The following is a 21,601-nucleotide window of genomic DNA, read 5'->3' as shown; positions in this document are numbered from 1 at the left end:
GGTGGGCCAGGTGCCGACGGCCGTGGCGGCGGGAGCTTCACCGCGAGTATAGGTGCGGAAACGGGGCGTGGCAGCCCGCCGAACTGTCGTATCCCAGGTGGCGGTGACCGGCCGGGCGGGGCACCGGCATCATGGGGCGATGGATCCTCGCGCGCCGCTGCGTCCGTTGGTCGCCGGCTCCACCTGGCGGCGCGGGGTGTTCCTGTTGCTCGGTGGGGTGCTCGCGCTGCCGTACGCGTTGCTCGCGGTGGCGTTCGCGCAGTTGTTCGCCACCTCCGGCGCACCCCGGCTGCTGGTGCTGATGCTGCTGGTGCCGGCGGCCACCATCGCCGTCGTGCCGGTCTTTCTCGGTGGTAGCCGGGCGCTGGAGATAGCCGCGGTCCGGGGGCTGCTCGGGGTCGACCTGCCCGAGCCGCTGCCCGGTCGGCGGCTCGACCGGGAGACCCGGCTGCGCGCCGCGCTCTGGATCGGACTACACCTGACCAGCGGTGCGTTGGTGGTGGCCGCACTGTTCAGCGCGGTGCCGATGGCGCTCGCCTTCATCGCCGCGCCGACCGGGGTGGACGTCGGCCTCACCGGAGCCGAGCGGTTCGGGCCGTTCGACGGTGGGGACACCGGCTGGTTGGCGCTCGTCGCGGTGCTCGTGCTCGCCGCTTTCGGCTACGTGGTGGCCGGGCTCGGCGCGCTGGCCGCGTCGATGGCGCCGGCGCTGCTCGGGCCGGCGTCGGCGGAGCGGATCGCCGCGTTGGAAGCCCGGGCCGCACGACTGGCCGAACGCAACCGGCTGGCCCGGGAACTGCACGACTCGGTCGGCCACGCGCTCACCGTCGCGACCCTCCAGGCCGGTGCCGCCCGGGAGGTGCTCGACACCGACCCGGAGTTCGTTCGCCGGGCGCTGACCGCGATCGAGGAGACCGGCCGACGGGCGATGGACGATCTCGACCATGTGCTCGGGTTGCTCCGGGAGACCGGGGAGCCGGCCATCGTCGCTCCCCAACGGACCCTGTCCGATCTGGACGACCTCATCGCCGACAGCCGGGCCGCCGGCTTGTCGGTACGCAGCCGCAACCGGGGCTCGTTGGACACCCTGCCGCCGGCGGTCTCCCGCGAGGGCTACCGGATCGTGCAGGAAGCGCTGACAAACGCCGCCCGGCACGGCCACGGTCCGGTGACCGTGCGGGTGGACGTGACGCCGGACGGACTTGAGATCGAACTGGTGAACGCGATGGCCGAGCAGGCAGGTGGTGCGGCGGTGCCGGTGGGCGGGCGCGGGCTGGTCGGCATGCGGGAACGGGTGCTGCTGCTCGGCGGCCGGATCACCGCAGGTGCGGACGGGGAGCGGTGGCGGGTACGGGTGCGGCTACCGGTCGGGGCGGTGCGATGAGCGTGGACGTGCTGATCGTCGACGACGACGAACTGGTCCGGATCGGGCTGCGGACCATCCTCGACGCCCAGCCGGATCTGCGGGTCGTCGCCGAGGCCGCCGACGGGGCGGAGGTGCCGCCGCTCGTCGCCCGGCACCGCCCGCAGGTGGTGCTGATGGACGTGCGGATGCCCGGGATCGACGGCATCCAGGCCACCCGACGCCTGCTGGCCACCTCCGCCGAACCGCCCCGGGTGCTTGTCATCACCACCTTCGCCAACGACGAGTACGTCTACGACGCGCTGCGCGCCGGAGCCAGCGGGTTCCTGCTCAAGCGGGCCCGACCGGCCGAGGTGGTGGCGGCGGTACGGGTGGTGGCGCGGGGTGAGTCGCTGCTCTTCCCGGCCGCGATCCGTCGACTGGTCGGGGCGTACGGGCGACGCAACGCCGACGGGCTGCGCGCGGCCCGGCTCACCGAGCGGGAGGCGGAGGTGCTGCGGCTGATGGCCGCCGGACTGTCCAACCCGGAGATCGCGGCCCGTCTGGTGGTGGGCGTCGAGACGGTGAAGACGCACGTCGGCAACGTGCTGACGAAACTCGGGGTGCGTGACCGCACCCAGGCGGTGATCGCCGCCTACGAGTCGGGGTTCGTCACGCCAGCCGGCTGAGGTCTCCCCCACGTGGGGGAGACGGTTCCCCGCCGCACGGGAGGGCTGGGCGGGCGCTTCGGTCGAGGCTGGGAAGCATGACGAACGTAGCCGTACCCGAACACCGCGACACTTCCCGTCGGACCGGTCTGCTCGCCCCACTCGCCGCCGGCTGGCTCGGCCTGTGGGGCCTGCTCGCCCTGGTGGCGGCCATCACCGGCACCGGCTACCCGTTCGGTGCCAACGATCCGCACCTCGACTCGACACTGCTCCGGCTGCTCCCGACGGACGCCGGGCCACAGTTCTTCGCCGGGATGCTTCTCACGGCCGCCGCGTTGATCCTGGTCAGCCGCACGAGCACGCCTGCCGGCCCGCTGCGGACACTGCTGCTCGGCTACGGCTGGGCCGTCGCGTTCGTGCTGACCGTCGTGGTACCCGGCGTGCAGGTGCTGGCGCTGGTCGGGTACGCGCCGATGCTGCTGCTCGGCGCACCGTTCGGCTGGCCACCTGTGGACTACGCCGACGTCTTCACCTGGACGCTGGCCGCCCGGGTCGCCGCGATGGCGGGTGGCGTGCTCCTGGGCGGGGCGCTGTTGGCGTGGCAGCGGCGTACCGCCGGCTCCTGTGTCGGGTGCGGACGCGACGGCACGGGCCGGGGCTGGACCACCCCGGCGGCCGCCGCCCGCTGGGGCCGATGGGCCGTCTGGGTCGCGGCCGTGATCCCCTTCGGCTACGCGCTGACCCGGTTCGCCTGGCTGGCCGGCATCCCGCTCGGCATCTCGTCCGCCGATCTCGCCGACCTGTGGGAGAACGGTGCGGTCTGGGCGGGGGCCGGGCTGGGCGCTTTCGCCACCGTCGGCTCGGTGCTGACTCTGGGGCTGGTACAGCGCTGGGGTGAGCGGTTCCCGCGCTGGATGCCGGGGATGGCGGGCCGGCGGGTGCCGGTTCGGCTGGCCGTGGTCCCCGCGACTGCGGTCGCGGTCCTGGCCACTGCGGCCGGCGTGAACGCGCTGAGCCTGCCCGAGTTCTGGACGGTGGGCCGGGGGCTCAGTGCGGCGGGTGCCCCGCTGATGTTCTTCCCGGTGTGGGGGCTCGCGCTCGGTGCCGCCACGTACGCGTACCACCTGCGCCGCCGGGATGTCTGCGGTCGCTGCAACCTGGGGTGACCGGTGGCTCCGGTCCGTCGTCCGGCACGGGGGCGGGCGGCGGGCCGGGCTGTCACGGCAGGTCGCGGGCGTAGCAGACGGAGAGCGGCTCGCCCCGGTACGGCCCGAAGTTGTCGATGCGCCGGTAGCCCTCCCGCTCGTAGAAGCGCATCGCGTCGGGCTGGGCGGTGCCGGTCTCCAGCAACAGGGTGCGTACGCCGGCGTCGCGGGCAGCCTGCTCCAGGGCGCGCAGGACGGCTGTCGCGACGCCGGTGCCCCGGGCCGGCGGACAGACGTACATCCGTTTGATCTCGGCGGAACCGGCGGCCAGGAAGCGCAGCCCACCGCAGCCCACGGCGGTGCCTCCGGCGTCGCGGGCGACCAGGAAGATGCTTACCGTCTCGGCCGTGGGCGGCGCGCCCGGCTCGTGGTCGTCGCAGCCGTAGCGGGCGTCGAGTTCGGCCCGTTGGGCGGCACGTAGCCGGGTGGCGTCGGTCGACTCCCAGGGTTCGCGAACGATGCTGAGCACCTGTCAACCTTTCCGTAACGAGCGTTACCGTAACGTACGCTACGGTATGGGTCGTCGATCGGGAAGGGGTACGGATGGCCAGACGCCGTGATCTCGCCGACCAGCAGCGACGCCTGTCGGCAGCCACCTGGTCGGTGCTGGCCGAACGCGGCCTGCCCGGGCTCACCCTGCGCGCCGTCGCCGAGCGGGCCGGGTGCACCACCGGCATGGTGCTGCACACCTTCGCCGACAAGCAGGCCCTGCTGGTACACGCCCGCGAGCTGCTGCACCGGCGTACCGGCCAGCGTGCCGACGCCGCACAGGCCGCGGCCGGCAGCCCCCTGGAGGCGCTGCGGGCCGTGCTGTTCCAGGCCGCCTCACCCACCGAGGAGGAGCGGGAGGAGGCGCGGGTCTGGGTCGGCTTCCTCGCCGCCGCGCTGGCCGACCCGGTCCTGGCCGACCTGCACCGCGACTACAACCGCCGGTTCGTCACCCGGGTCCGTGGGCTGGTCAGCGCCGCCCAGCCGGAGCTGGGCCCGGCCGAGACGGCCGACACGGCCACCAGCCTGGTGGCCCTCGTCGAAGGGCTCAACACGCTCGCCTGCGTCGACCCGGAGACCTACGGTGAGCAGGCCCAACGGAGCGCCCTCGACGCCGCACTCGCCGCGCTCGACACCGAGCCCTGAGCCTCGGGCAGGCGGGTGCGGTCGCCCGCCGAACCGCACTGTTCATCATCGAGCCAGGCTGGCGGCGACTGACCCGGGCGGTGGCGAGCTAGCGTGGGCGGGTGAGTGAGTCATCGCCAGTTCCGCCGCTCCCACCCGCCGACCTGCCCGCCACGCTCGGTGGGCTACGCGCCGCCGGGCACCGCTACCGCACCGTCAAGCAGGAGCTACGCGACAACCTGCGGGCCCGGATGCGGGCCGGCGCTCCGCGCTTCGCCGGCATCGTCGGGTACGACGACACGGTGCTGCCGGAGGTGGAGCGCGCCCTGCTCGCCGGCCACGACATGGTGCTGCTCGGCGAACGTGGCCAGGGCAAGACCAGGCTGATCCGGTCGCTTGTGACGCTGCTCGACGAGTGGACGCCGGTGATCGCCGGTTCGGTGCTCAACGAGCACCCGCTGCACCCGGTCACCCCGGCGTCGCGGGCGCTTGTCGCCGAGGCCGGCGACGACCTGCCGGTCGGCTGGCTGCACCGTTCCATGCGCTACGGGGAAAAGCTGGCCACCCCGGACACCAGCGTCGGTGACCTGATCGGCGACGTGGACCCGGTCCGGCTGGCCCAGGGGCGCACGCTCGGCGACCCCGAGACGATCCACTTCGGGTTGGTGCCGCGTACCAACCGGGGCATCTTCGCGGTGAACGAGCTGCCCGACCTGGCCGAGCGGATCCAGGTGGCGCTGCTCAACGTGCTGGAGGAGCGGGACATCCAGGTACGCGGCTACCAGTTGCGGCTGCCGCTGGACCTGCTGCTGGTGGCCAGCGCCAACCCGGAGGACTACACCAACCGGGGCCGCATCATCACCCCGCTCAAGGACCGCTTCGGCGCGGAGATCCGCACCCACTACCCGACCGACCTGGAGCTGGAGCTGGACCTGATCCGGCAGGAGGCCGACCTGGTCGCCGAGGTGCCGGAGCACGTACTGGAGGTGCTGGCCCGGTTCGCCCGGGCGGTACGCGAGTCGCCGTCGGTGGACCCGCGTTCCGGTGTCTCCGCGCGGTTCGCCATCGCCGCCGCGGAAACCGTCGCCGCTGCCGCGCTGCGCCGGGCGTGCCTGCTGGGCGCCGACTCCGACCTGCCGACCGCCGAGGCGGTGGCGCGGGTGGGGGACGCGGTGTCGGTGACCTCGACGCTGCGCGGCAAGGTGGAGTTCGAGAGCGGCGAGGAGGGTCGGGAGATCGAACTTCTCGGTCACCTGCTGCGTACCGCCACCGCCGAGACGTTCCGGGCCCGGCTGGCCGGGCTGGACCTGTCCGGCTTCACCGCGCTCGTCGACGAGGAGCAGGTGGTCGAGACCGGCGAGTTGGTGTCGGCGGCTGAGCTGCTGCGGCAGGTGGGCACGGTGCCGGGGCTGGCCAAGGTGCTCGACCGGCTCGGTATCGGCGACGCGCCGAGCACCGGGCAGGCCGCGGCGGCCGTCGAGTTCGTGCTGGAGGGGCTGCATCTGAGCCGTCGGCTGGGCAAGGACGTCACCGACTCCGGGCGGACCCGCTACGGCGGCCGGGACTAGCGATGGCCGGCAACCGGTTCCGGTACGGGCAGTGGCGTGGCGGTCCCGATCCGCTCGCGCCGCCGTACGACGTGCAGGCCGCGGTGGACCAGGTCGGCGAAGAGGTGCTGGCCGGCGGCAGTCTCCGCGACGCGCTGCGGGACCTGCTGCGCCGGGGCCCGCAGGGGCGGGGCGGGCTGGACGGGCTGATCGCCCGCGCCCGCCGGCTACGCCGCGAGGCGCTGCGCCGGGGCGAGCTGGACGGCGCGGTCACCCGGGCGCGCGCGCTGCTCGACCAGGCCCTGGCCGCCGAACGGGACGAGTTGGCCCGCCGGGACGACGAGGCGGCCCGGTTCGCCGAGACGATGCTCGACGATCTGCCCCGCTCGACCGCGCAGGCGGTGCGCGACCTGTCCGACTACCGGTGGGCCAGCGACGAGGCCCGGCAGACCTACCAGCGGATCCTCGACGGGCTGCGTGACGACGTGCTCGGCCAGCGCTTCGCCGGCCTGCGCGACTCGACGCGGCTGGCCGGTGACCCGGCGGTGCAGGAGCGGGTCGCCGAGATGATGCGGGACCTCAACGCCCTGCTGGCCCGGCATGCCCGGGCCGAGGACACCACCGACGCGTTCGCCGAGTTCATGCGCCGGCACGGCGATTTCTTCCCGGAGCGGCCTCGTGACGTGGACGAACTTGTCGACCTGCTGGCCCGACGGTCGGCGGCCGGGCAGCGGCTGATGAACTCGCTGTCGCAGCGGCAGCGGGAGGAACTGGCCGGGTTGATGCGCGAGTCCCTCGGTGACCGGCTCGCCGGTGAGCTGGCCGCGCTGGAGGGTAACCTGCGGGCGCTGCGGCCCGACCTGCGTTGGGGGCGGGGCGAGCGGATGCAGGGCGGCCAGCCGCTCGGCTACGGCGAGGCGACCGGAGCGCTGGACGAGATCGCCGAGCTGGACGACCTGCTCGACCAGTTGGGCCAGGCACACCCCGGCGCCACCCTTGACGACATCGACGTCGACGCGGTGTCCCGGACGCTGGGCCGGGACGCGGCCGACGACGTACGCCGGCTGCGGGAGCTGGAGCGGGAGCTGCGCCGGCAGGGTTGGGTGACCCGCGACGCCGACGGGCTGACCCTGAGCCCGAAGGCGCTGCGTCGCCTCGGCGGCACCGCGCTGCGGAAGGTCTTCGCCGAGCTGACCGCCGGCCCGCGAGGCCAGCACGACCTGCGCTCGGCCGGTGCGGCAGGCGAGGTGACGGGCGCGTCGCGGCCCTGGGAGTACGGCGACGAGCAGCCGCTGGACGTGGTGCGGACGTTGACCCGGGCGGTCCGCCGCACCGGCCCCGGGGTGCCTGTACAACTGGCCGTCGAGGACTTCGAGGTCGTCGAGACCGAACGACGAGCGTCGGCGGCGGTGGCGCTCTGCGTCGACCTGTCGTACTCGATGATCTCCCAGGGGCGGTGGGGTCCGATGAAGCAGACCGGGCTGGCCCTGGCCCACCTGATGGCGACGCGGTTTCCGCAGGACGCGTTGCAGATCATCGGGTTCGGCCGGCGGGCGGAGACGCTTACCCAGCAGGAACTGGCCGCCGTCGAGCCGGACCTGACGCAGGGGACCAACCTGCAGCACGCGTTGCGGCTGGCTGGCCGGCACCTGCGGCGCCATCCGGACGCCGAGCCGGTGGTGCTTGTGGTGACCGACGGGGAACCGACAGCCCACCTGGACCCGGACGACGGTGAGGCGCTGTTCGCGTGGCCGTCGTCGCCGGAGACGATCGAGGCGACGGTCCGGGAGGTGGACCGGCTCGGCCGCTACGGGGCCACCCTGAACCTCTTCATGCTCGGCGACGATCCCGGGCTGCGCCGCTTCGTCGATGCGGTGGCCCGCCGCAGCGGCGGCCGGGTGTTCACCCCGGACGCCGACGACCTCGGCGAGTACGTGGTCAGCGACTACCTGCGGGCCCGCCGGGGCCGCCGATAAGCTCGGCCGGGTGGAGGTCGACGGGCTGCGACGGGCGTACGACGAGGTGCTGGCCGAGGTCGACGCGGGCGGGTTCGGGCCGCCCCCGCGCGACCGGTACAGCGCCGAGCAGATCGTGGCGCACCTGGTCGCCAGCGACGAGCTGATGCGCGAGGCCACCGAGGCGGTGCTGGCCGGCACGCCCTACGCCTTCTACGACCTGGCCGAGGTGCACCGGCCGGAACTTGACGAACTGGCCGCCGAGTGCGGCGGCCTCGACGGCCTCGCCACCCGGCTGCGGGCCACGAGTGACCAGCTGCTCGCGCTGGTGGCCCAGCTCGGTGCGGCGGCGGACACCCCGGTCGAGACGCACCTACGCGAGGGGTTCGAACTCGTCATCGACGAGCCGCTGCCGTGGGGCCGCACCATCGACCTGCACGCCCGCGTGCACCTGCCCCGACACCTCAGCGAGCTACGCGCGCTGCGCGGCAACACCTGACCGGGACGGCCGTGCGGCCACTGCGCCGTCGGCGGTCCTCGTCGCCGCCTCCGGTAGCTGTTCCGCTGCTCCCAGGGCCGGGACCTGCCAGGACTGGCGCGAACTAGAGGCGGAAGATCCGCACGATCAACGGGGTGTCGACAAGGGTGTGGGGTGCGATCGCGTGATACGCCCACAGATGGACCCACGCGTTACCGGTCCGGACCGTGAGGAATGTCTTGAACGCGCCGGGCATGGTGTAGACGAGCAGCACCAGGCCGATCGAGGTGACGGCTTCGCCCACGCTGGTGAAGCGGGTCCAGGCGTCGCCGAGGTGCAGTGCGGCGTAGGTGAGTCCACCAAGGATGACGGCACCGGGGATGCCGACCAGGCGGACGAACCTCGGTACGAGGATCGCCTGGACGAAAACCAGGGTCGGCAGGCCGGTCCCCAGCAGATACAGCACGAAGGTCAGCGGTACGCCCAGCGCCAGCTGGCGGCCGTCGAGAGCGAGAATCGCGGCGCTCAGACCGAGGAGCTGGGTGATGCTGCCGACCGCCAGGACGACCGCGACGATCAGGCTGTCCCGGCGACGGTTCGTCGAGCGCAGACACAGTTCCGTCGAGCTGTAGCGGCGGCGGAACCAGAGGAAGGGTACGACGGCGAAGGCGGTGAAGTTGTAGCCGGCCCAGCCGATCGTCTCCGCCACACCGACGTGGTCGTGGGGACCGACCAGGGTGCCGGCCAGGTGGAAGCTGATCGGGTGCCAACCGAGGGCCTGCCCGAGCGCCACGCCCAGCAGCTGGGCCAGCAGTCCGTAGAGCAGCAGGGCCAGCGTCTCGAAGCGGGCCACCGGATGAGCTGGTGCTCGGTCTGCGATCGCCGGAGCGGATCTTCGGGTGAGCAGCCAGACGATCGTCGCCAGGACGACTACCTCGACGGCGGCGCTGACGCCGATCAGCCCCAGATTTATTTGATACGACTGTGTCATAAAGATTATTTAACACGGTCGTGCTATAAAGGTCCATGCCCAAAGTCGTGGATGCCGCCGCCCGTCGGGTGGAGCTGGCCGAGGCCGTCTGGCGGGTGGTGCGCCGCGACGGCCTGGCCCACGCCTCGGTGCGGAACGTGGCGCTGGAGGCTGGCTTGTCGACCGGGTCGTTGCGCCACTCGTTCGGCTCCCAGTCCGAGTTGACGCTGTTCGCCATGCGGCTGGTCGCCGAGCGCATCCAGGCCCGGGTCGAGGCCGTCGAGGTCACCGGCGACCCGACGGAGGTCGCCGTACGCATGATCGAGGAGATGTTGCCACTCGACGAGGACCGGCTGGCCGAGTGTCAGGTATGGCTCTCCTTCTCAGCCCAGTCGGTGGTGGATCCGCAACTCGGAGCGCTCCGAGCGGAGATGCACGGGCTGCTGTGGCACGCCTTCAGATCAATTGTTGACCAGGTTGCCGGCCCGGCGGCGGACCGGGACCTGGAAGCCCGCCGCCTCTACGCCCTGGTCGACGGACTCATCCTGCACACGGTGCTGCACGGCGAGGACCCGGCGGGCTCCCGTTCCTTGATCAGCGCGCACCTTCGGCAACTCGCCGAGTCACTGTAGGGCCCAGCGCTGGGCCGGGTTGCCGTCGCAGGGGGCCTGGACGATGTCGGTGCCGGCGTCGGCGCCACCGTCGCGGGCCTGGGCGCACTTGCCGCTGTGCACGGCCACCAGCACTGTCGCGCCGCCGTCGACAGGTTGCAGCCGCCACTGCTGGTTGCCCTCGCCGTGGCAGCCGAACTGCTGCAACCGGGCACCGTCGTCACCGCTGCCGCCCTCGACGTCGAGGCACTGGTTGTGGGCGGCGTTGGTAAGCGTCACCGTGTCCGGGCCGAAGGCGTTGACCACCCACTGCTGCTCCGGCCCACTGCTGCAATCGGCCAGCTTGGCGGCGGCCTTCTCACCGTCACCGTCGAGCCCGAGGCAGCGACCCGAGCCGACCCCCCGGAACACCTTCGGTCCGACGACCGCGTCCGGGTCCTGGCTGGGGCTCGGTGTGGGGGAGGGTTCGGACGTGGTCGGGCCGGGTTCCGGTTCGCTCTCCGTCGGGCTGGGCTGCGCCGCGCTCGGGCTGGGCGCGGCCACCGTCGGTGCCGGCTCCGGATCGTCGTCGCCACCGAGCACGCCGGTGGCGAACAGCACCCCCAGCAGTACGCCGACCAGTCCGACCGCCAGTGCCGTGACGAGCAGTGGATCGCGGGACGGCCCGGCTCGGCTGGTGCCGTAAACGTTGCCCGACCCATCGGTGTGCGACATGCCGGCATCCTGTCCCACCGCGCGCGGTGCCGGCCAGCCACCCCCGGCGTCCAGCCTGATAGGGGCGAGAAACGCCTCTGATGGACATCCCGCCAGGCGCTCCCGGGGCGCGTAAAGTGATCCCATGCACGCCCTGCGTGATCATGACCTGGCGGTGGCCCAGCTGCGACGGTCGTACGCGGCGGTGCCACCCGGCCAGCCGGTGCGGCTGGCCAAGCGCACCTCCAACCTGTTCCGTCCGCGCAGCGCCCCCGCATCCGGGCTGGACGTCAGCGGCCTCGGCGGGGTGCTGGGCGTCGACCCGGTCGCCCGCACCGCCGACGTGCAGGGCATGTGCACCTACGAACGACTTGTCGAGGCGACCCTGCCGCACGGCCTGATGCCGTTTGTGGTGCCGCAGTTGCGCACCATCACCCTCGGTGGGGCGGTGACCGGGCTGGGCATCGAGTCGACCTCGTTCCGCAACGGCCTGCCGCACGAGTCGGTGATCGAGCTGGACGTGCTCACCGGCGCCGGCGACCTGGTCACCGCCCGCCCCGACGGCGAGCACGCCGACCTGTACGCGGCCTTCCCCAACTCGCTGGGCAGCCTCGGGTACGCCATCCGGCTGCGGATCGAGCTGCAACCGGTCCGCCGCTACGTGGCCCTGCGCAACCTGCGGTTCACCAACCTGACCGCGTTGACCGAGGCGATCGGTGAGATCACCGCGACCCGCCGCTGGGCCGGCGAGAGCGTCGACGCGATGGACGGGGTGATGTTCAGCCCCGGTGAGGCGTACCTGGTGCTGGGCAGCTTCACCGACGACGCGCCGGCGGTCTCCGACTACACCGGCCAGGAGATCTACTACCGCTCGCTGCGCCAGCGCACCCACGACGCGCTGACCATCCACGACTACCTGTGGCGTTGGGACACCGACTGGTTCTGGTGCTCGGCGGCGTTCGGCGCGCAGCACCCGGTGGTACGGCGGTTGTGGCCGGCACGGTGGCGGCGCAGCGACGTCTACCACCGCATCGTGCGCCTGGAGCACCGGCACCGGGTGGCGGCCCGGATCGACAGGTGGCGTGGTCAGCCGGCCCGGGAGCGGGTCGTGCAGGACGTGGAGATCCCACTGGACCGTACCGCCGAGTTTCTGCACTGGTTCGCCGCCGGCGTCGGGATGACGCCCGTGTGGTTGTGTCCGCTGCGGCTGCGCGAGCCGGCCGGCGCGGGATCGGCGCGGTCCTGGCCGCTGTATCCGCTACGGCCGGGGCTGGACTACGTCAACATCGGGTTCTGGGGGAGTGTGCCGATCGCCGAGGGCGCCGCCGACGGCGACGTCAACCGGGAGATCGAGCGCGCGGTGTCGGAGAAGGGCGGGCACAAGTCGCTCTACTCCGACGCGTACTACGACCGGGATTCGTTCGACCGGCTCTACGGCGGCGGCGCATGGCGCGCCGTGCGGGACCGGTACGACCCGGAGCATCGGCTCACCGGACTGTACGAGAAGGCGGTAGCACGAGCATGAACGAGCGGAGCGGAGTGTTGGCATGAGTCTCACCGACCGAAGCCAGGGAGCGGCAGGCGCTCCCGCCACACCGCCCCCGGGGGGCCGGCGGTATGGGTTGACCGTGGCGGACATCGTCCGGGCGGTGACCTCGGGCCCTCTGCCGGTACGCGTCACCGGGTACGACGGCAGCTCGATCGGCCCGGCCGACGCCGGGATCACCCTGTCGATCCACTCCGAGCGAGGGCTGTCGTATCTGCTCACCGCACCGGGCGACCTGGGCATGGCACGTGCCTACGTCAGCGGTGACCTGACCCTGGAGGGTGTGCACCCGGGCGACCCGTACGAGGCGTTGCGGGTGCTCAGTGGGCTGCGGATGCGGGCCCCGGCGCTCGCCGACGGGTTGGCGCTGGTGCGGGGGCTGGGCTGGGAGCGGCTGTTGCCGCCGCCGGCACCGCCACAGGAGGCGCAGCCGCGCTGGAAGCGGATCATGGGCGGTCTGCGGCACTCGCGGACCCGCGACAGCAGCGCCATCTCACACCACTACGACGTGTCGAACGCCTTCTACGAGAAGGTGCTCGGCCCGTCGATGACGTACACCTGCGCGGTGTACCGCAGCCCGGACGACACGTTGGAGCAGGCTCAGGCGAACAAGTACGACCTGGTCGCCGGCAAGCTCGCGCTGCGGCCGGGGATGCGGCTGCTGGATGTGGGCTGCGGGTGGGGCGGCATGGTCCGGCACGCGGCCCGCGAGTACGGCGTCAAGGCGCTCGGTGTGACGCTGTCGCGGGCGCAGGCGCAGTGGGCGCAGGCGGCCATCGAGCGGGAGGGGCTGTCCGCGCTGGCGCAGGTGCGCCACCTGGACTACCGCGACGCCCCGCGCGAACAGTTCGACGCGGTGTCCTCGATCGGCCTGACCGAGCACATCGGAGTCCGCAACTATCCGGCCTACTTCGGGTTCCTGCGGGACCGGCTGCGCCCGGGGGCCCGGCTGCTCAACCACTGCATCACCCGGGCGGACAACCGGGCGCCGCACCGGTCCGGGGCGTTCATCGACAGGTACGTCTTCCCGGACGGCGAACTGGCCGGCCCGGGCCGGTTGATCAGCGAGATCCACGATGTCGGGCTGGAGGTGCACCACGAGGAGAACCTGCGCCAGCACTACGCGCTGACCCTCGCGGCCTGGTGCCGCAACCTGGTGCGGCACTGGGACTCCTGCGTCGCCGAGGTGGGTGCCGGTACGGCCCGGGTGTGGGGGCTCTACATGGCCGGCTCGCGGTTGGCCTTCGAGCGCAACGGCATCCAGCTGCACCAGGTGGTGGCGACGCGCAACGGCCCGGACGCGGTGAACGGCTACCCGTTGCGCCCGGACTGGCTGCCCTGACCGGGGCACCTTAGGACTGCGCGAGGCCGCGCCGGGAACCGCCGGCGCGGCCTTTCCCGAACCCATTGACAAAGAAGTTTTTTACGTACAAACTGATTTTGCCATGAGAGATGTCCTGTACCTGGAGCAGATCGAGCAGGCCGAGGCGCTGCTGAAGCCGCAGCGCGTCGAGATCCTGCGGCAGTTGGCCGAGCCACGCACCTGCACCGAGGTGGCCGCCCGGCTGGAGCAGACGCCACAGCGCGTCTACTACCACGTCAAGCAACTCGTCGCGGCCGGGCTGGTCGAGCAGGTCGACAAGCGCAAGGTCCGTGGCATCACCGAGGGCATCTACCAGGCCGCCGCCCGGTCGTACTGGCTCTCGCCCCGACTGGTCGGCCGGATCGGGCTGCGTCGCACCCGCGACGAGCTGAGCCTGGGCTACCTGCTGGACCTGATGGAGGAGGTCCAGGCCGACGTCGCAGCCCTGGACCGCGCCGCCCCGGAGCTGCCGTCGATCGGCGTCTCCGGCGAGATCCGCGTGCCGGCCGAGCGCCGGCAGGAGTTCCTGCACGACCTGCAGTCCGCGCTGCAGGAGTTGTTCACGCGCTACGGCGGCGCCGAGGGAGACGCCTTCAAGCTCGCCGTGGCCTGCTACCCGAAGGGGACCGACAGTGACTGAACCGATGACCCTCGCCGCCCGCCTCGCCGCGCCGATCGCGCGGGTGCGCCGGGCCCTGACCGACCCCGCCGAGCTGCGCGTCTGGCTGGCCGAGCACGCCGAGGTCGAGCTGCCCGAGCGGTACGAGTTCTGGGGCCGCTACACGCCAGAGGGTGATGCCCCACATCAGCGGCTGCTGCACGCCGACGACGACCGGCTGCGCTTCGCCTGGCTGCTCGACGGGGTGGAGACCACCACCGAGATCACGCTGAGCGCGGACGGGCCGGACGCCACGGTGCTGCGGCTGTCGCAGACCCACTTCGACTTCAACGACGTGATCAACGGCACCAGCATCCGGGGCGTGCTGCAGACCTACTGGTACCTCTCGACCGCGAATCTCGAGGCGTACCTGACCGGCAAGCCGCTGCTGCCGAAGGTGGACTTCACCAGCGCCGACTTCCGTGGCGAGCTGGAGATTGCCGCGCCGGCCGACAAGGTGTGGGAGTCCCTGATCGACTCCGAGCAGGTCAGCGCCTGGTTCGGCTACCCGATCGGGATCGAACCCTGGGTCGGCGGCCGGTACGCCATGGGCGGCTTCGACGCTGGCTTCGCCGCAAAGGTGGTCGACCTGGAACCCGGCCGCAAGATGTCCGTCGACTGGGGACCGAACGGAGTGACCAGCTGGGAGCTGGCCGAGTCGGACGGGAAGACGAAGCTGACCTTCGTGCAGAGCGGCTTCGACGAGCAGAACCCGCCCTACGCCGCATGGGCCGGGTCGGTCTCCGGGCTGGCCGATCTGCGCCGCTTCCACGAGGTGCCGGACTGGCAGCCGATCTGGCTGCCTGAGGAGTCCGCCGCCACGGCCGGCTGAGCCGTACCGGCACGGGCGGTCACCGGGGCAGCCTGGTGGCCGTCCGTGCCCTTGGCATCAACAGGCGTGCGACGGGGTAATTGCCGGCGGTGTTCCTCATCTTCGGACTCCGGACCAGGGTCACCCGGTCGGCTGTGGTGCAGCAGGTCTGCCGCCACTGCGGGCAGCAGGCCGCCCAGGTGCTCACCCGTCGCTCGACGAAGTTCAGTCTCTTCTTCATTCCGCTGATCCCGGTGCGTACCCGCCACCTGCAGCAGTGCACCTTCTGCGCCGCCGAGTACCCGGTGGCCCGAGCCGAGGCCGAGCGCCTGATGGCCGCCTGACGGCCACCTCCGGGCGTGGCCGCGACGGGCCGGAACTCGTCACCGCGACTATCGTGGCCTGTCGTGACGGACACCGAGCAGCGCCTGGCCGCGATCCGGGGCGACGCACCGCCGAAACGACACAACGCCCGTACGCTCGCCGCGTTGACCGGCAACCCGGGCTGCACCCGGCGAGCGGTCCTCGACGGTGCCGGGGTGGACAAGCCGGCACTGGCTGAGCGGGTCGGCTTTCCCGCCCGGTTCGGGCAGTCCCGATTCGCCATCACCCGGGGCAACGTCTTCGAGGCGCAGGTGAAGGCCGACGGTGGGGCCGAGCTGCTACGACTGGTCGCGGAGCGGCTGGGCGTACCGGTGCCGGCGGCGGCCAGCTGGACGGACCTCGGCGACGGCGACGACCCGGCCACCCGGGCCCGACGGTCGGCGACCCTGCTCACCGAGGCGCTGTCGCCCACCGGATCCCACCCCGCCGAGCCGCCCGGCACTCCCGAGCCGGCCGGCCCTCCCGAGCCGTCCGGTGCCGGGGAGCAGCCCGGCGCCGACGAGCCGGCGGCGCTGTTCGACCATCCGATGCTCGGCCTGTCGGTCGCCGGGCAGCGGGTGCACCTGGAACCGGACCTGGTGGCCGCCCGGTTGGGTGGCCGGTTCCACGTGGTCGAAATCAAGTCCTTCCCGGTGATCGACGGCCAGGCCGACCCGGCGAAGCTGGCCGCCGCGGCGGTGCAGTCCGCCGTCTACGTGCTGGCCCTGCGGGAACTGCTCGCCGCCCGGGGCCACGACCCGCAGCTCGTGTCGCATGAAGTGGTGCTGGTCTGCCCCCGGGACTTCAGCAACGAGCCGGTCGCGCACCTGCTCGACGTCCGCCGGCAACTGCTCGTGGTACGCCGGCAACTGGACCGGATGGACCGGCTCGACACGCTGCTGGCCGGCGTGCCGGCCGACTTCACCGCCGATCCCGCCGCCGATCCGGCGGCCCTTGCCGATTCGCTGGCGCGGGTACCGGCCAGGTACGCCCCCGACTGTCTGGCCAGCTGCGAGCTGGCGTACTTCTGCCGACACGAGGCTCGCGGGCAGACCGGGACGCTCGGCCGCCCGGTCCGCGAGGCGCTGGGCGGGATCGCCGACGTCGGCGAGGTGCTGGCACTCGCCAGTGGGGAACCCGCCACCGACCCCGAGCGGGCGGAGGCCGCGGCGCTGCTGCGGACCGCGGCCCGCCTGCGCGCCGACGCTTTCGCCACCGCGCCGGCATGAGCGAGCGGAGCGAGGGAATCATCGGGCTCAGTGTTGGGGTGCCTCATGTCGGCACGCAGCGCGGCACGCAGCGCGGCGGAGTGCCGGCATGAGTACGTTGCGGGCGTTGGCGGCGGCCCAGGCGGTCGCCGCAGGGGTGGCCCAACCGGTGGCCACCGTCCGGCATCTGCACCTGTCGAGACGGCCGCTGGTGCTGGTGCCGCTGGCGATGGCGGGGGAGGCCAACGCGCCTCTCGCCGCGATGGTCGGCTCGGCCCCTGGCGACGCGCGGCTGCTGATCGTGCCGCAGCCGCGCAACCGGGACCAACGGTTCGCGTTCGCCGCCGAACTGGCCGAGATCGTGCTCCCCTATGTGGACGGACACCGTACGGCGAACGAGGCGGTCGCCGTGGACCGGGGCCGGGACGTCAGGTACCGGTACCTCGACGCGCCGCAGCTGCTGGTGCCGAATCCGGCGGGCGTGACGTTCCTGCGGCTGCTCGGCCGTTCCACCAGGTTCCGGCGGGTCGACGGCGAGTATCCGGTACCGCCGCAGGTGCCGCTGCTGGGCCGTTGGCTCACCTACTTCGCCGAACGGGCCGAGCACCCCGGCTCGTCGGCGCTGGTGGCGATGACGCAGGCGTTGACGCTGCACTGGGCGACCGGGCAGAGCGCGGTGGAGGATCTGCACCTGCCGGCGCTGCTGGGGTGGATCGCCCCGCCCGGCGGGCTCTCCGGCGCCGAGGCGGCCGCCCGCGCCGAGGACCCGTCGACCTGCCCGCCGGCCGGCCCGGCCACCGATCCCGAGTTCGACAACCGGCTGCTGGCGCCGGCCATCGAGGCGTACGCCGCCGCCGACGAGTCGACGCGCGTCGAGGCGTACGCGGAGCTGGAGCGGCTGCTGCGGGACCAGCTGACGCCCACCTGGGAGCTGATGTGGCGCGGCCTGGGGTTGCTGCGCGCCCTGCCGCCCGGCGCGCGGGTGGCCACGCGGTGGGACGGCGACCGGGACGCCTTCACCGCCCACGCCGAACACCTCGACGCGGACGGCTCCCCACAGCCACGCCGTGACGGTGCGGTGGCCGCCGCGGCCCGGCTGCACCGCCTGGAACGGGCCGCCGCCACCTACGCGGTGCAGCGCGCCTACGACGACCCGCTGGTGATGGCGGAGTACCGGCTGACCGGGGAAGCTTTCGTCGGCGAGGTGCTGCTGGCCGACCCGACCCGGGTCGACGACAGCGGCAAGCGGCCGGTACTGCGCCCGCGCATCCAGCTGATGACCACCGACCCGGTGCTGGTACCGGTAGGCGCGACGCTGTCCAGCCCGTCCCGCCCCGGGCAGAAGGCGCGGACGGTGTTCGTCACCCCGGCGGCGGACGGCAAGACCGAGGTGGTGCTGGAACTGTCCGGCGGGATGGGGCGTGGCCTGACGGCCAGCCCGGGCAGCGTGCCGGAGGTGGGGGAACGGCTCTGCTACACCACGCTCAGCGACGCCTACGTCCCGGGCGCGGCGTTCCCGACGGCGGATGAGACCCCGTGGACCCACGGCGGTCCACCCGCGACCGGAGCCGCGGCACCCGACGAACAATGGGCGTGAGCGCAAGCGCCCACCCACCGTTCCTGACAGACCCACCCCATCGCCGAGCCGACCGCCGACCGCCGACCGTCGGTCGCCGGTCGCCGGTCGCCGACGGTAATCATCCCCCGACCGCGAGCGGGTCGTTGCCCGCGTCGCCGCACCGGGAGTCGTCAGGTTGTGGACTTGCGTACCCGTTGGATCTGGCGGGGCGGCTGCGGGCGTGGCTAGGCTTTCGGGGTTTGCCAGGGCCGATCCCCGCCGTCCAGGGTGTACGCACGAGAGAGAGCCGGAGCGATCACTGTGTCGCGGAAGGACGTCGAGCAGGCTGCCGCGCGCTCGCCCGGACAGGACCGGGTCGGCCGTGTGGGGTTGGTCGGTGCCGGTGTCGTCGTCGCGGTCGAGGCGTTCTGGCTGGTGCTGGGGCTACCCGCTGGCGCGCTGGCGAGCGATGTGGGTGCGCTCACGGTGGCGGGCTGGGCCGCGGTGGCCTGTGTCGCGGCGGCCCGCCGGCACCCGGTGACGTTGCGCCGGTTCTGGCTGCTGCTGGCCGCCACCATGGCGTTGTCGCTGGCCGGGCGGGCACTGTGGACGTCGCAGCGGCTGCTCGGGGAGAGCCTGCCGCACACCCTGCCCGTCGGGCTGATCTTCGCGGCCAGCCTGCTGACCGGGACCGCTGCGCTGTTCTGTTCGAACACCGCACCGCGTACCACTGTGGGGCGGGCCCGGACCCTGCTCGACGGGGTGATCGTCGGGCTGGCGCTGATCCCGATCGGCTGGCTGCTGATCTTCCGCAACGTCAGCCTGGCCGACCTGGACGAGCCGTTGCGTACCGCCGGCCTGCTCTACCCGATGTTCGATCTGGTGCAGCTGACCATCCTGGTGGCGGTGGTCGGCCCCGGCCGGCCGGTGTGGCGGCCGATGGCGCTGCTGGGGGTGAGCCTTACGGTACGGGCGGTGGCCGACACGGTATACGTGTCGCTTGTGGCCGCCGGCACCTACCAGCCCGGCACCCCGGTCGACGTGCTCTGGCCGCTGAGCTACCTGCTGATCGTGGTGGCTACCCGGATGTCCCCGCCACGGGACCACGGAGCTGCTGCGGAGACCGGAGAGGCCGGGGAGGCGCCGCTGCCGCCGTGGTGGCGGGTGGTGCTGCCCTACCTGCCGGTGGGCGGGGCGATCGGGGCGACAATGCTGGCCCGCGACGCCAGCGGTCACACTCCGATGCCGATCTTCCTGGCGATGATGGCGCTGTTGGCGACGCTGGCGCTGCGGCAGGGGCTGGCGGCCAACGAGAACCTGCGCCTGGTGGTGCAGCTACGCAAGCTGGCCTACGTCGACCAGCTCACCGGGCTGCCGAACCGGCTGGCGTTCACCCGCCGGCTGCGTGGTGCGCTGCGCGGTACCAACCGGGTCGCCGTGCTGCTACTGGACCTCGACGGGTTCAAGCAGGTGAACGATCGGTTCGGGCACACCACAGGTGACACGCTGCTGTCCGGCCTGTCCCGACGGATGCGTCGGGCGGTCGGCGACGACGGCATGATCGCCCGGATCGGTGGCGACGAGTTCGCCGTGCTGGTCACCGACGGGCGGCCGTTGGCGCCGGAGCGGCTGGCCGAGCGGCTGCTGGCGGCGCTGCAACCGTCACCGGGCGAGGAACTGGTGGGGGTGCACCCGTCGGCAAGCATCGGCATCGCCGAGTACGGGCCGCAGCACATCTCCCACACCGACCTGCTGCGCGACGCGGACATCGCCATGTACGCGGCGAAGGCGGCCGGCAAGTCCGCGTACCGGCGGTGCACGCAGGGGCTGCGGGAGTCGGCGGTGAGCCGGGCCGAGCTGATCGCCGACCTGCGGCGGGCCGTCGACGAGGAACAGTTGCACCTGGAGTTCCAACCGATCGTGGATCTGGCCACCGGGGCGGTACGCAGCGCGGAGGCCTTGGTGCGGTGGCGGCATCCCCGGCTGGGCATGCTCAGCCCGGCGCGGTTCCTGCCGCTGGCCGAGGAGACCGGGCTGATTCTGCCGATCGACAGGTGGGTCATCCACGAAGCCTGCCGGGCGGCGGCCACCTGGCAGGACCGGGTTCCCTCGGCGACGGTGGCGGTCAACATCGCCGCGTCGCACCTGCGCCGGCCCGACCTGATCGCGACGGTCACCGAGGCCACCGCGGGTGCCGGGTTGGCGCCCCGGGCACTGACCCTGGAGCTGACCGAGTCGGCGCTGATCGAGGGCAGCGACGCGGTACTGGACCGTCTCGGGCAGTTGCGGGAGTTGGGCATCCGGATCGCCATCGACGACTTCGGCACCGGGTACTCGTCGTTGAGTTACCTGCACCGGATCCCGGCGACCGAGTTGAAGATCGACAGGTCGTTCGTGGCCCGGCTCCCCGAGGACGCCCGGGCGTACGCGACTGTGGAGATGGTGACCCGGCTGGCTGGCGCGTTCAACCTGGGCGTGGTGGCCGAAGGGGTGGAGACCGAGCGGCAGCACGACGCGGTGGCCGCGATCGGCTGCGTGCAGGGGCAGGGCTACCGCTACGGTCGCCCGACCGCCCTGGCGGAGCTGCGGGCCGTCTTGGCGAAGGCCGACCCACCGGGTGTGTCCGGCGTCGCAGAATCGGGCTTGACCCTCACGTAACGGCAGGCGGGACCGTGGTTCCGGAAAGGGGGAACCATGGCCCACACGGTTGGTCAGGTGGCGAAGCTCGCCGGCGTGACGGTCCGGACGCTGCACCACTACGACGAGATCGGTCTGCTGACGCCGAGCGGGCGTAGCGGCTCGGGATACCGCCGCTACTCCGAGGCGGACCTGGAGCGGTTGCAGCTGATCCGGTACTACCGCGAGCTGGGGTTCCCGTTGGACGAGATCGCCGTGATCCTCGACGACCCGGCGAGCGGTCCCGAAGGGCACCTGCGCCGCCAGCACGAGCTGCTGACGGTGCGGATCAAGCGCCTTCAGGAGATGGTCGCGGCGATCGAATTCGCGATGGAGGCGAGCAAGATGAACATCCAGCTGACCCCGCAGGAGCGGTTCGAGGTCTTCGGGGACTTCGACCCGGACGCGTACGCCCAGGAGGCGGAACAGCGGTGGGGTGACACCGAGGCTTACCAGGAGTCGACCCGGCGGACGTCGCGCTACCGCAAGGAGGACTGGCAACGGTTCAAGGCGGAGACCGAGGACTGGGGGCGGCGGATCGTCGCGCTGCTGACCTCGGGCGCGCCGGCCGACGGGCCGGCGGCCATGGAGTTGGCCGAGGAACACCGGCAGCAGATCAGCAGGTGGTTCTACGAGTGCTCGTACGAGATCCACACCGGGCTGGCCGACCTGTACCTGGCCGACGAACGGTTCACCGCGCACTACGAGGCGATGGCTCCCGGTCTGACGGAGTACCTGGCTGAGGCGATTCACGCCAACGCGATCACCCGTGCCTGATCGGGCGTGCGGACCGTGAAGGATCGGGAGAGTATGACTGGCGTCCGCTCTCCCGATCT

20 protein-coding genes are annotated in these 21,601 nt (G+C 72.4%); 17 read left to right on the top strand and 3 right to left on the bottom strand.

Features of this window, described 5'->3' with window-relative positions:
* The first annotated feature begins 139 nt into the window (after window positions 1-139).
* The 3 genes from CLT74_RS17005 (at window position 140) to CLT74_RS16995 (ending at window position 3,176) form a co-directional block, all read left to right on the top strand.
* A complete protein-coding gene (locus tag CLT74_RS17005; protein ID WP_099847419.1) occupies window positions 140-1,384 on the top strand; it encodes a histidine kinase in 1,245 nt (414 codons plus the stop codon).
* Entirely contained in the window at window positions 1,381-2,031 is a 651-nt protein-coding gene (locus CLT74_RS17000; RefSeq protein WP_099847418.1) for a response regulator transcription factor, read from the top strand. The genes CLT74_RS17005 and CLT74_RS17000 overlap by 4 nt, the downstream gene beginning before the upstream one ends.
* Before the next feature lie 77 nt (window positions 2,032-2,108).
* Window positions 2,109-3,176 carry a hypothetical protein gene (locus tag CLT74_RS16995; protein ID WP_099847417.1) on the top strand — a complete coding sequence of 356 codons (1,068 nt, stop codon included), beginning with the start codon at window positions 2,109-2,111 and terminating at the stop codon, window positions 3,174-3,176.
* Between the two features lie 52 nt (window positions 3,177-3,228).
* Here CLT74_RS16995 and CLT74_RS16990 read toward each other — a convergent pair whose 3' ends face one another.
* Window positions 3,229-3,684 (bottom strand): GNAT family N-acetyltransferase, encoded by a 456-nt coding sequence (locus tag CLT74_RS16990; RefSeq protein WP_099847416.1) that lies wholly within the window; start codon window positions 3,682-3,684, stop codon window positions 3,229-3,231.
* A gap of 74 nt (window positions 3,685-3,758) precedes the next feature.
* On the opposite strand from CLT74_RS16990, the gene CLT74_RS16985 reads away from it, so the two are divergent.
* The 4 genes from CLT74_RS16985 to CLT74_RS16970 all read left to right on the top strand — a co-directional run bounded on the left by CLT74_RS16985 (window position 3,759) and on the right by CLT74_RS16970 (window position 8,329).
* Window positions 3,759-4,349, top strand: coding sequence for a TetR/AcrR family transcriptional regulator (locus CLT74_RS16985; RefSeq protein ID WP_099847415.1), 591 nt, complete (start codon window positions 3,759-3,761; stop codon window positions 4,347-4,349).
* A gap of 101 nt (window positions 4,350-4,450) precedes the next feature.
* Entirely contained in the window at window positions 4,451-5,896 is a 1,446-nt protein-coding gene (locus CLT74_RS16980; protein ID WP_099847414.1) for a sigma 54-interacting transcriptional regulator, read from the top strand.
* 2 nt (window positions 5,897-5,898) lie between these two features.
* Window positions 5,899-7,851 carry a VWA domain-containing protein gene (locus CLT74_RS16975; RefSeq protein WP_099847413.1) on the top strand — a complete coding sequence of 651 codons (1,953 nt, stop codon included), beginning with the start codon at window positions 5,899-5,901 and terminating at the stop codon, window positions 7,849-7,851.
* Between the two features lie 10 nt (window positions 7,852-7,861).
* Window positions 7,862-8,329, top strand: a complete 468-nt coding sequence (locus CLT74_RS16970) for a DinB family protein (RefSeq protein WP_099847412.1) — start codon at window positions 7,862-7,864, stop codon at window positions 8,327-8,329.
* Window positions 8,330-8,432: 103 nt separating this feature from the next.
* On the opposite strand, the gene CLT74_RS16965 is transcribed toward CLT74_RS16970, so the two are convergent.
* Entirely contained in the window at window positions 8,433-9,299 is an 867-nt protein-coding gene (locus tag CLT74_RS16965; protein ID WP_099847411.1) for a hypothetical protein, read from the bottom strand.
* Window positions 9,300-9,334: 35 nt separating this feature from the next.
* Between CLT74_RS16965 and CLT74_RS16960 the strand changes: the two genes are divergently transcribed.
* A complete protein-coding gene (locus CLT74_RS16960) occupies window positions 9,335-9,910 on the top strand; it encodes a TetR family transcriptional regulator C-terminal domain-containing protein (RefSeq protein ID WP_099847410.1) in 576 nt (191 codons plus the stop codon).
* Here CLT74_RS16960 and CLT74_RS16955 read toward each other — a convergent pair.
* A complete protein-coding gene (locus CLT74_RS16955) occupies window positions 9,902-10,603 on the bottom strand; it encodes an RICIN domain-containing protein (protein ID WP_099847409.1) in 702 nt (233 codons plus the stop codon). The two genes, CLT74_RS16960 and CLT74_RS16955, sit on opposite strands and share 9 nt — an antisense overlap.
* A gap of 124 nt (window positions 10,604-10,727) precedes the next feature.
* On the opposite strand from CLT74_RS16955, the gene CLT74_RS16950 reads away from it, so the two are divergent.
* The 9 genes from CLT74_RS16950 (at window position 10,728) to CLT74_RS16910 (ending at window position 21,542) form a co-directional block, all read left to right on the top strand.
* Entirely contained in the window at window positions 10,728-12,107 is a 1,380-nt protein-coding gene (locus CLT74_RS16950; RefSeq protein WP_099847408.1) for an FAD-binding oxidoreductase, read from the top strand.
* A gap of 22 nt (window positions 12,108-12,129) precedes the next feature.
* The gene (locus CLT74_RS16945; RefSeq protein ID WP_099847407.1) at window positions 12,130-13,470 is read left to right on the top strand and encodes a class I SAM-dependent methyltransferase; all 1,341 of its coding nucleotides are present in this window, start codon (window positions 12,130-12,132) and stop codon (window positions 13,468-13,470) included.
* 103 nt (window positions 13,471-13,573) lie between these two features.
* Window positions 13,574-14,131, top strand: coding sequence for a helix-turn-helix domain-containing protein (locus CLT74_RS16940; RefSeq protein WP_099847406.1), 558 nt, complete (start codon window positions 13,574-13,576; stop codon window positions 14,129-14,131).
* Window positions 14,124-14,981, top strand: coding sequence for an SRPBCC family protein (locus tag CLT74_RS16935; protein WP_099847405.1), 858 nt, complete (start codon window positions 14,124-14,126; stop codon window positions 14,979-14,981). Before CLT74_RS16940 ends, CLT74_RS16935 begins: the two co-directional genes overlap by 8 nt.
* Window positions 14,982-15,070: 89 nt before the next feature.
* Window positions 15,071-15,304 (top strand): zinc-ribbon domain-containing protein, encoded by a 234-nt coding sequence (locus CLT74_RS16930; RefSeq protein ID WP_099847404.1) that lies wholly within the window; start codon window positions 15,071-15,073, stop codon window positions 15,302-15,304.
* A 63-nt stretch (window positions 15,305-15,367) separates the two neighbouring features.
* Window positions 15,368-16,552, top strand: a complete 1,185-nt coding sequence (locus CLT74_RS16925) for a hypothetical protein (protein ID WP_486582364.1) — start codon at window positions 15,368-15,370, stop codon at window positions 16,550-16,552.
* Window positions 16,553-16,640: 88 nt separating this feature from the next.
* Complete coding sequence (locus CLT74_RS16920; protein WP_099847403.1) at window positions 16,641-18,128, top strand: hypothetical protein; 1,488 nt, start codon at window positions 16,641-16,643, stop codon at window positions 18,126-18,128.
* A 282-nt stretch (window positions 18,129-18,410) separates the two neighbouring features.
* Window positions 18,411-20,747 carry an EAL domain-containing protein gene (locus CLT74_RS16915; protein ID WP_199172203.1) on the top strand — a complete coding sequence of 779 codons (2,337 nt, stop codon included), beginning with the start codon at window positions 18,411-18,413 and terminating at the stop codon, window positions 20,745-20,747.
* Window positions 20,748-20,783: 36 nt separating this feature from the next.
* Window positions 20,784-21,542 carry a MerR family transcriptional regulator gene (locus tag CLT74_RS16910; RefSeq protein WP_099847402.1) on the top strand — a complete coding sequence of 253 codons (759 nt, stop codon included), beginning with the start codon at window positions 20,784-20,786 and terminating at the stop codon, window positions 21,540-21,542.
* The last annotated feature ends 59 nt before the right edge of the window (window positions 21,543-21,601 follow it).

Source organism: Verrucosispora sp. CNZ293 (assembly GCF_002754655.1).
The sequence above is the reverse complement of the archived record's forward strand: the minus strand, read 5'-3'. Positions and strand labels throughout refer to the sequence as shown.

What these genes read in the sequence shown, in the direction of transcription:
- CLT74_RS16985 (WP_099847415.1), top strand. Translation starts at nt 3,759, where the DNA reads ATGGCCAGACGCCGTGATCTCGCCGACCAGCAGCGACGCCTGTCGGCA.
- CLT74_RS16960 (WP_099847410.1), top strand. Translation starts at nt 9,335, where the DNA reads ATGCCCAAAGTCGTGGATGCCGCCGCCCGTCGGGTGGAGCTGGCCGAG.
- CLT74_RS16950 (WP_099847408.1), top strand. Translation starts at nt 10,728, where the DNA reads ATGCACGCCCTGCGTGATCATGACCTGGCGGTGGCCCAGCTGCGACGG.
- CLT74_RS16945 (WP_099847407.1), top strand. Translation starts at nt 12,130, where the DNA reads ATGAGTCTCACCGACCGAAGCCAGGGAGCGGCAGGCGCTCCCGCCACA.
- CLT74_RS16975 (WP_099847413.1), top strand. Translation starts at nt 5,899, where the DNA reads ATGGCCGGCAACCGGTTCCGGTACGGGCAGTGGCGTGGCGGTCCCGAT.
- CLT74_RS16940 (WP_099847406.1), top strand. Translation starts at nt 13,574, where the DNA reads ATGAGAGATGTCCTGTACCTGGAGCAGATCGAGCAGGCCGAGGCGCTG.
- CLT74_RS16955 (WP_099847409.1), bottom strand. Translation starts at nt 10,603, where the DNA reads ATGTCGCACACCGATGGGTCGGGCAACGTTTACGGCACCAGCCGAGCC.
- CLT74_RS17005 (WP_099847419.1), top strand. Translation starts at nt 140, where the DNA reads ATGGATCCTCGCGCGCCGCTGCGTCCGTTGGTCGCCGGCTCCACCTGG.
- CLT74_RS17000 (WP_099847418.1), top strand. Translation starts at nt 1,381, where the DNA reads ATGAGCGTGGACGTGCTGATCGTCGACGACGACGAACTGGTCCGGATC.
- CLT74_RS16995 (WP_099847417.1), top strand. Translation starts at nt 2,109, where the DNA reads ATGACGAACGTAGCCGTACCCGAACACCGCGACACTTCCCGTCGGACC.
- CLT74_RS16965 (WP_099847411.1), bottom strand. Translation starts at nt 9,299, where the DNA reads ATGACACAGTCGTATCAAATAAATCTGGGGCTGATCGGCGTCAGCGCC.
- CLT74_RS16920 (WP_099847403.1), top strand. Translation starts at nt 16,641, where the DNA reads ATGAGTACGTTGCGGGCGTTGGCGGCGGCCCAGGCGGTCGCCGCAGGG.
- CLT74_RS16910 (WP_099847402.1), top strand. Translation starts at nt 20,784, where the DNA reads ATGGCCCACACGGTTGGTCAGGTGGCGAAGCTCGCCGGCGTGACGGTC.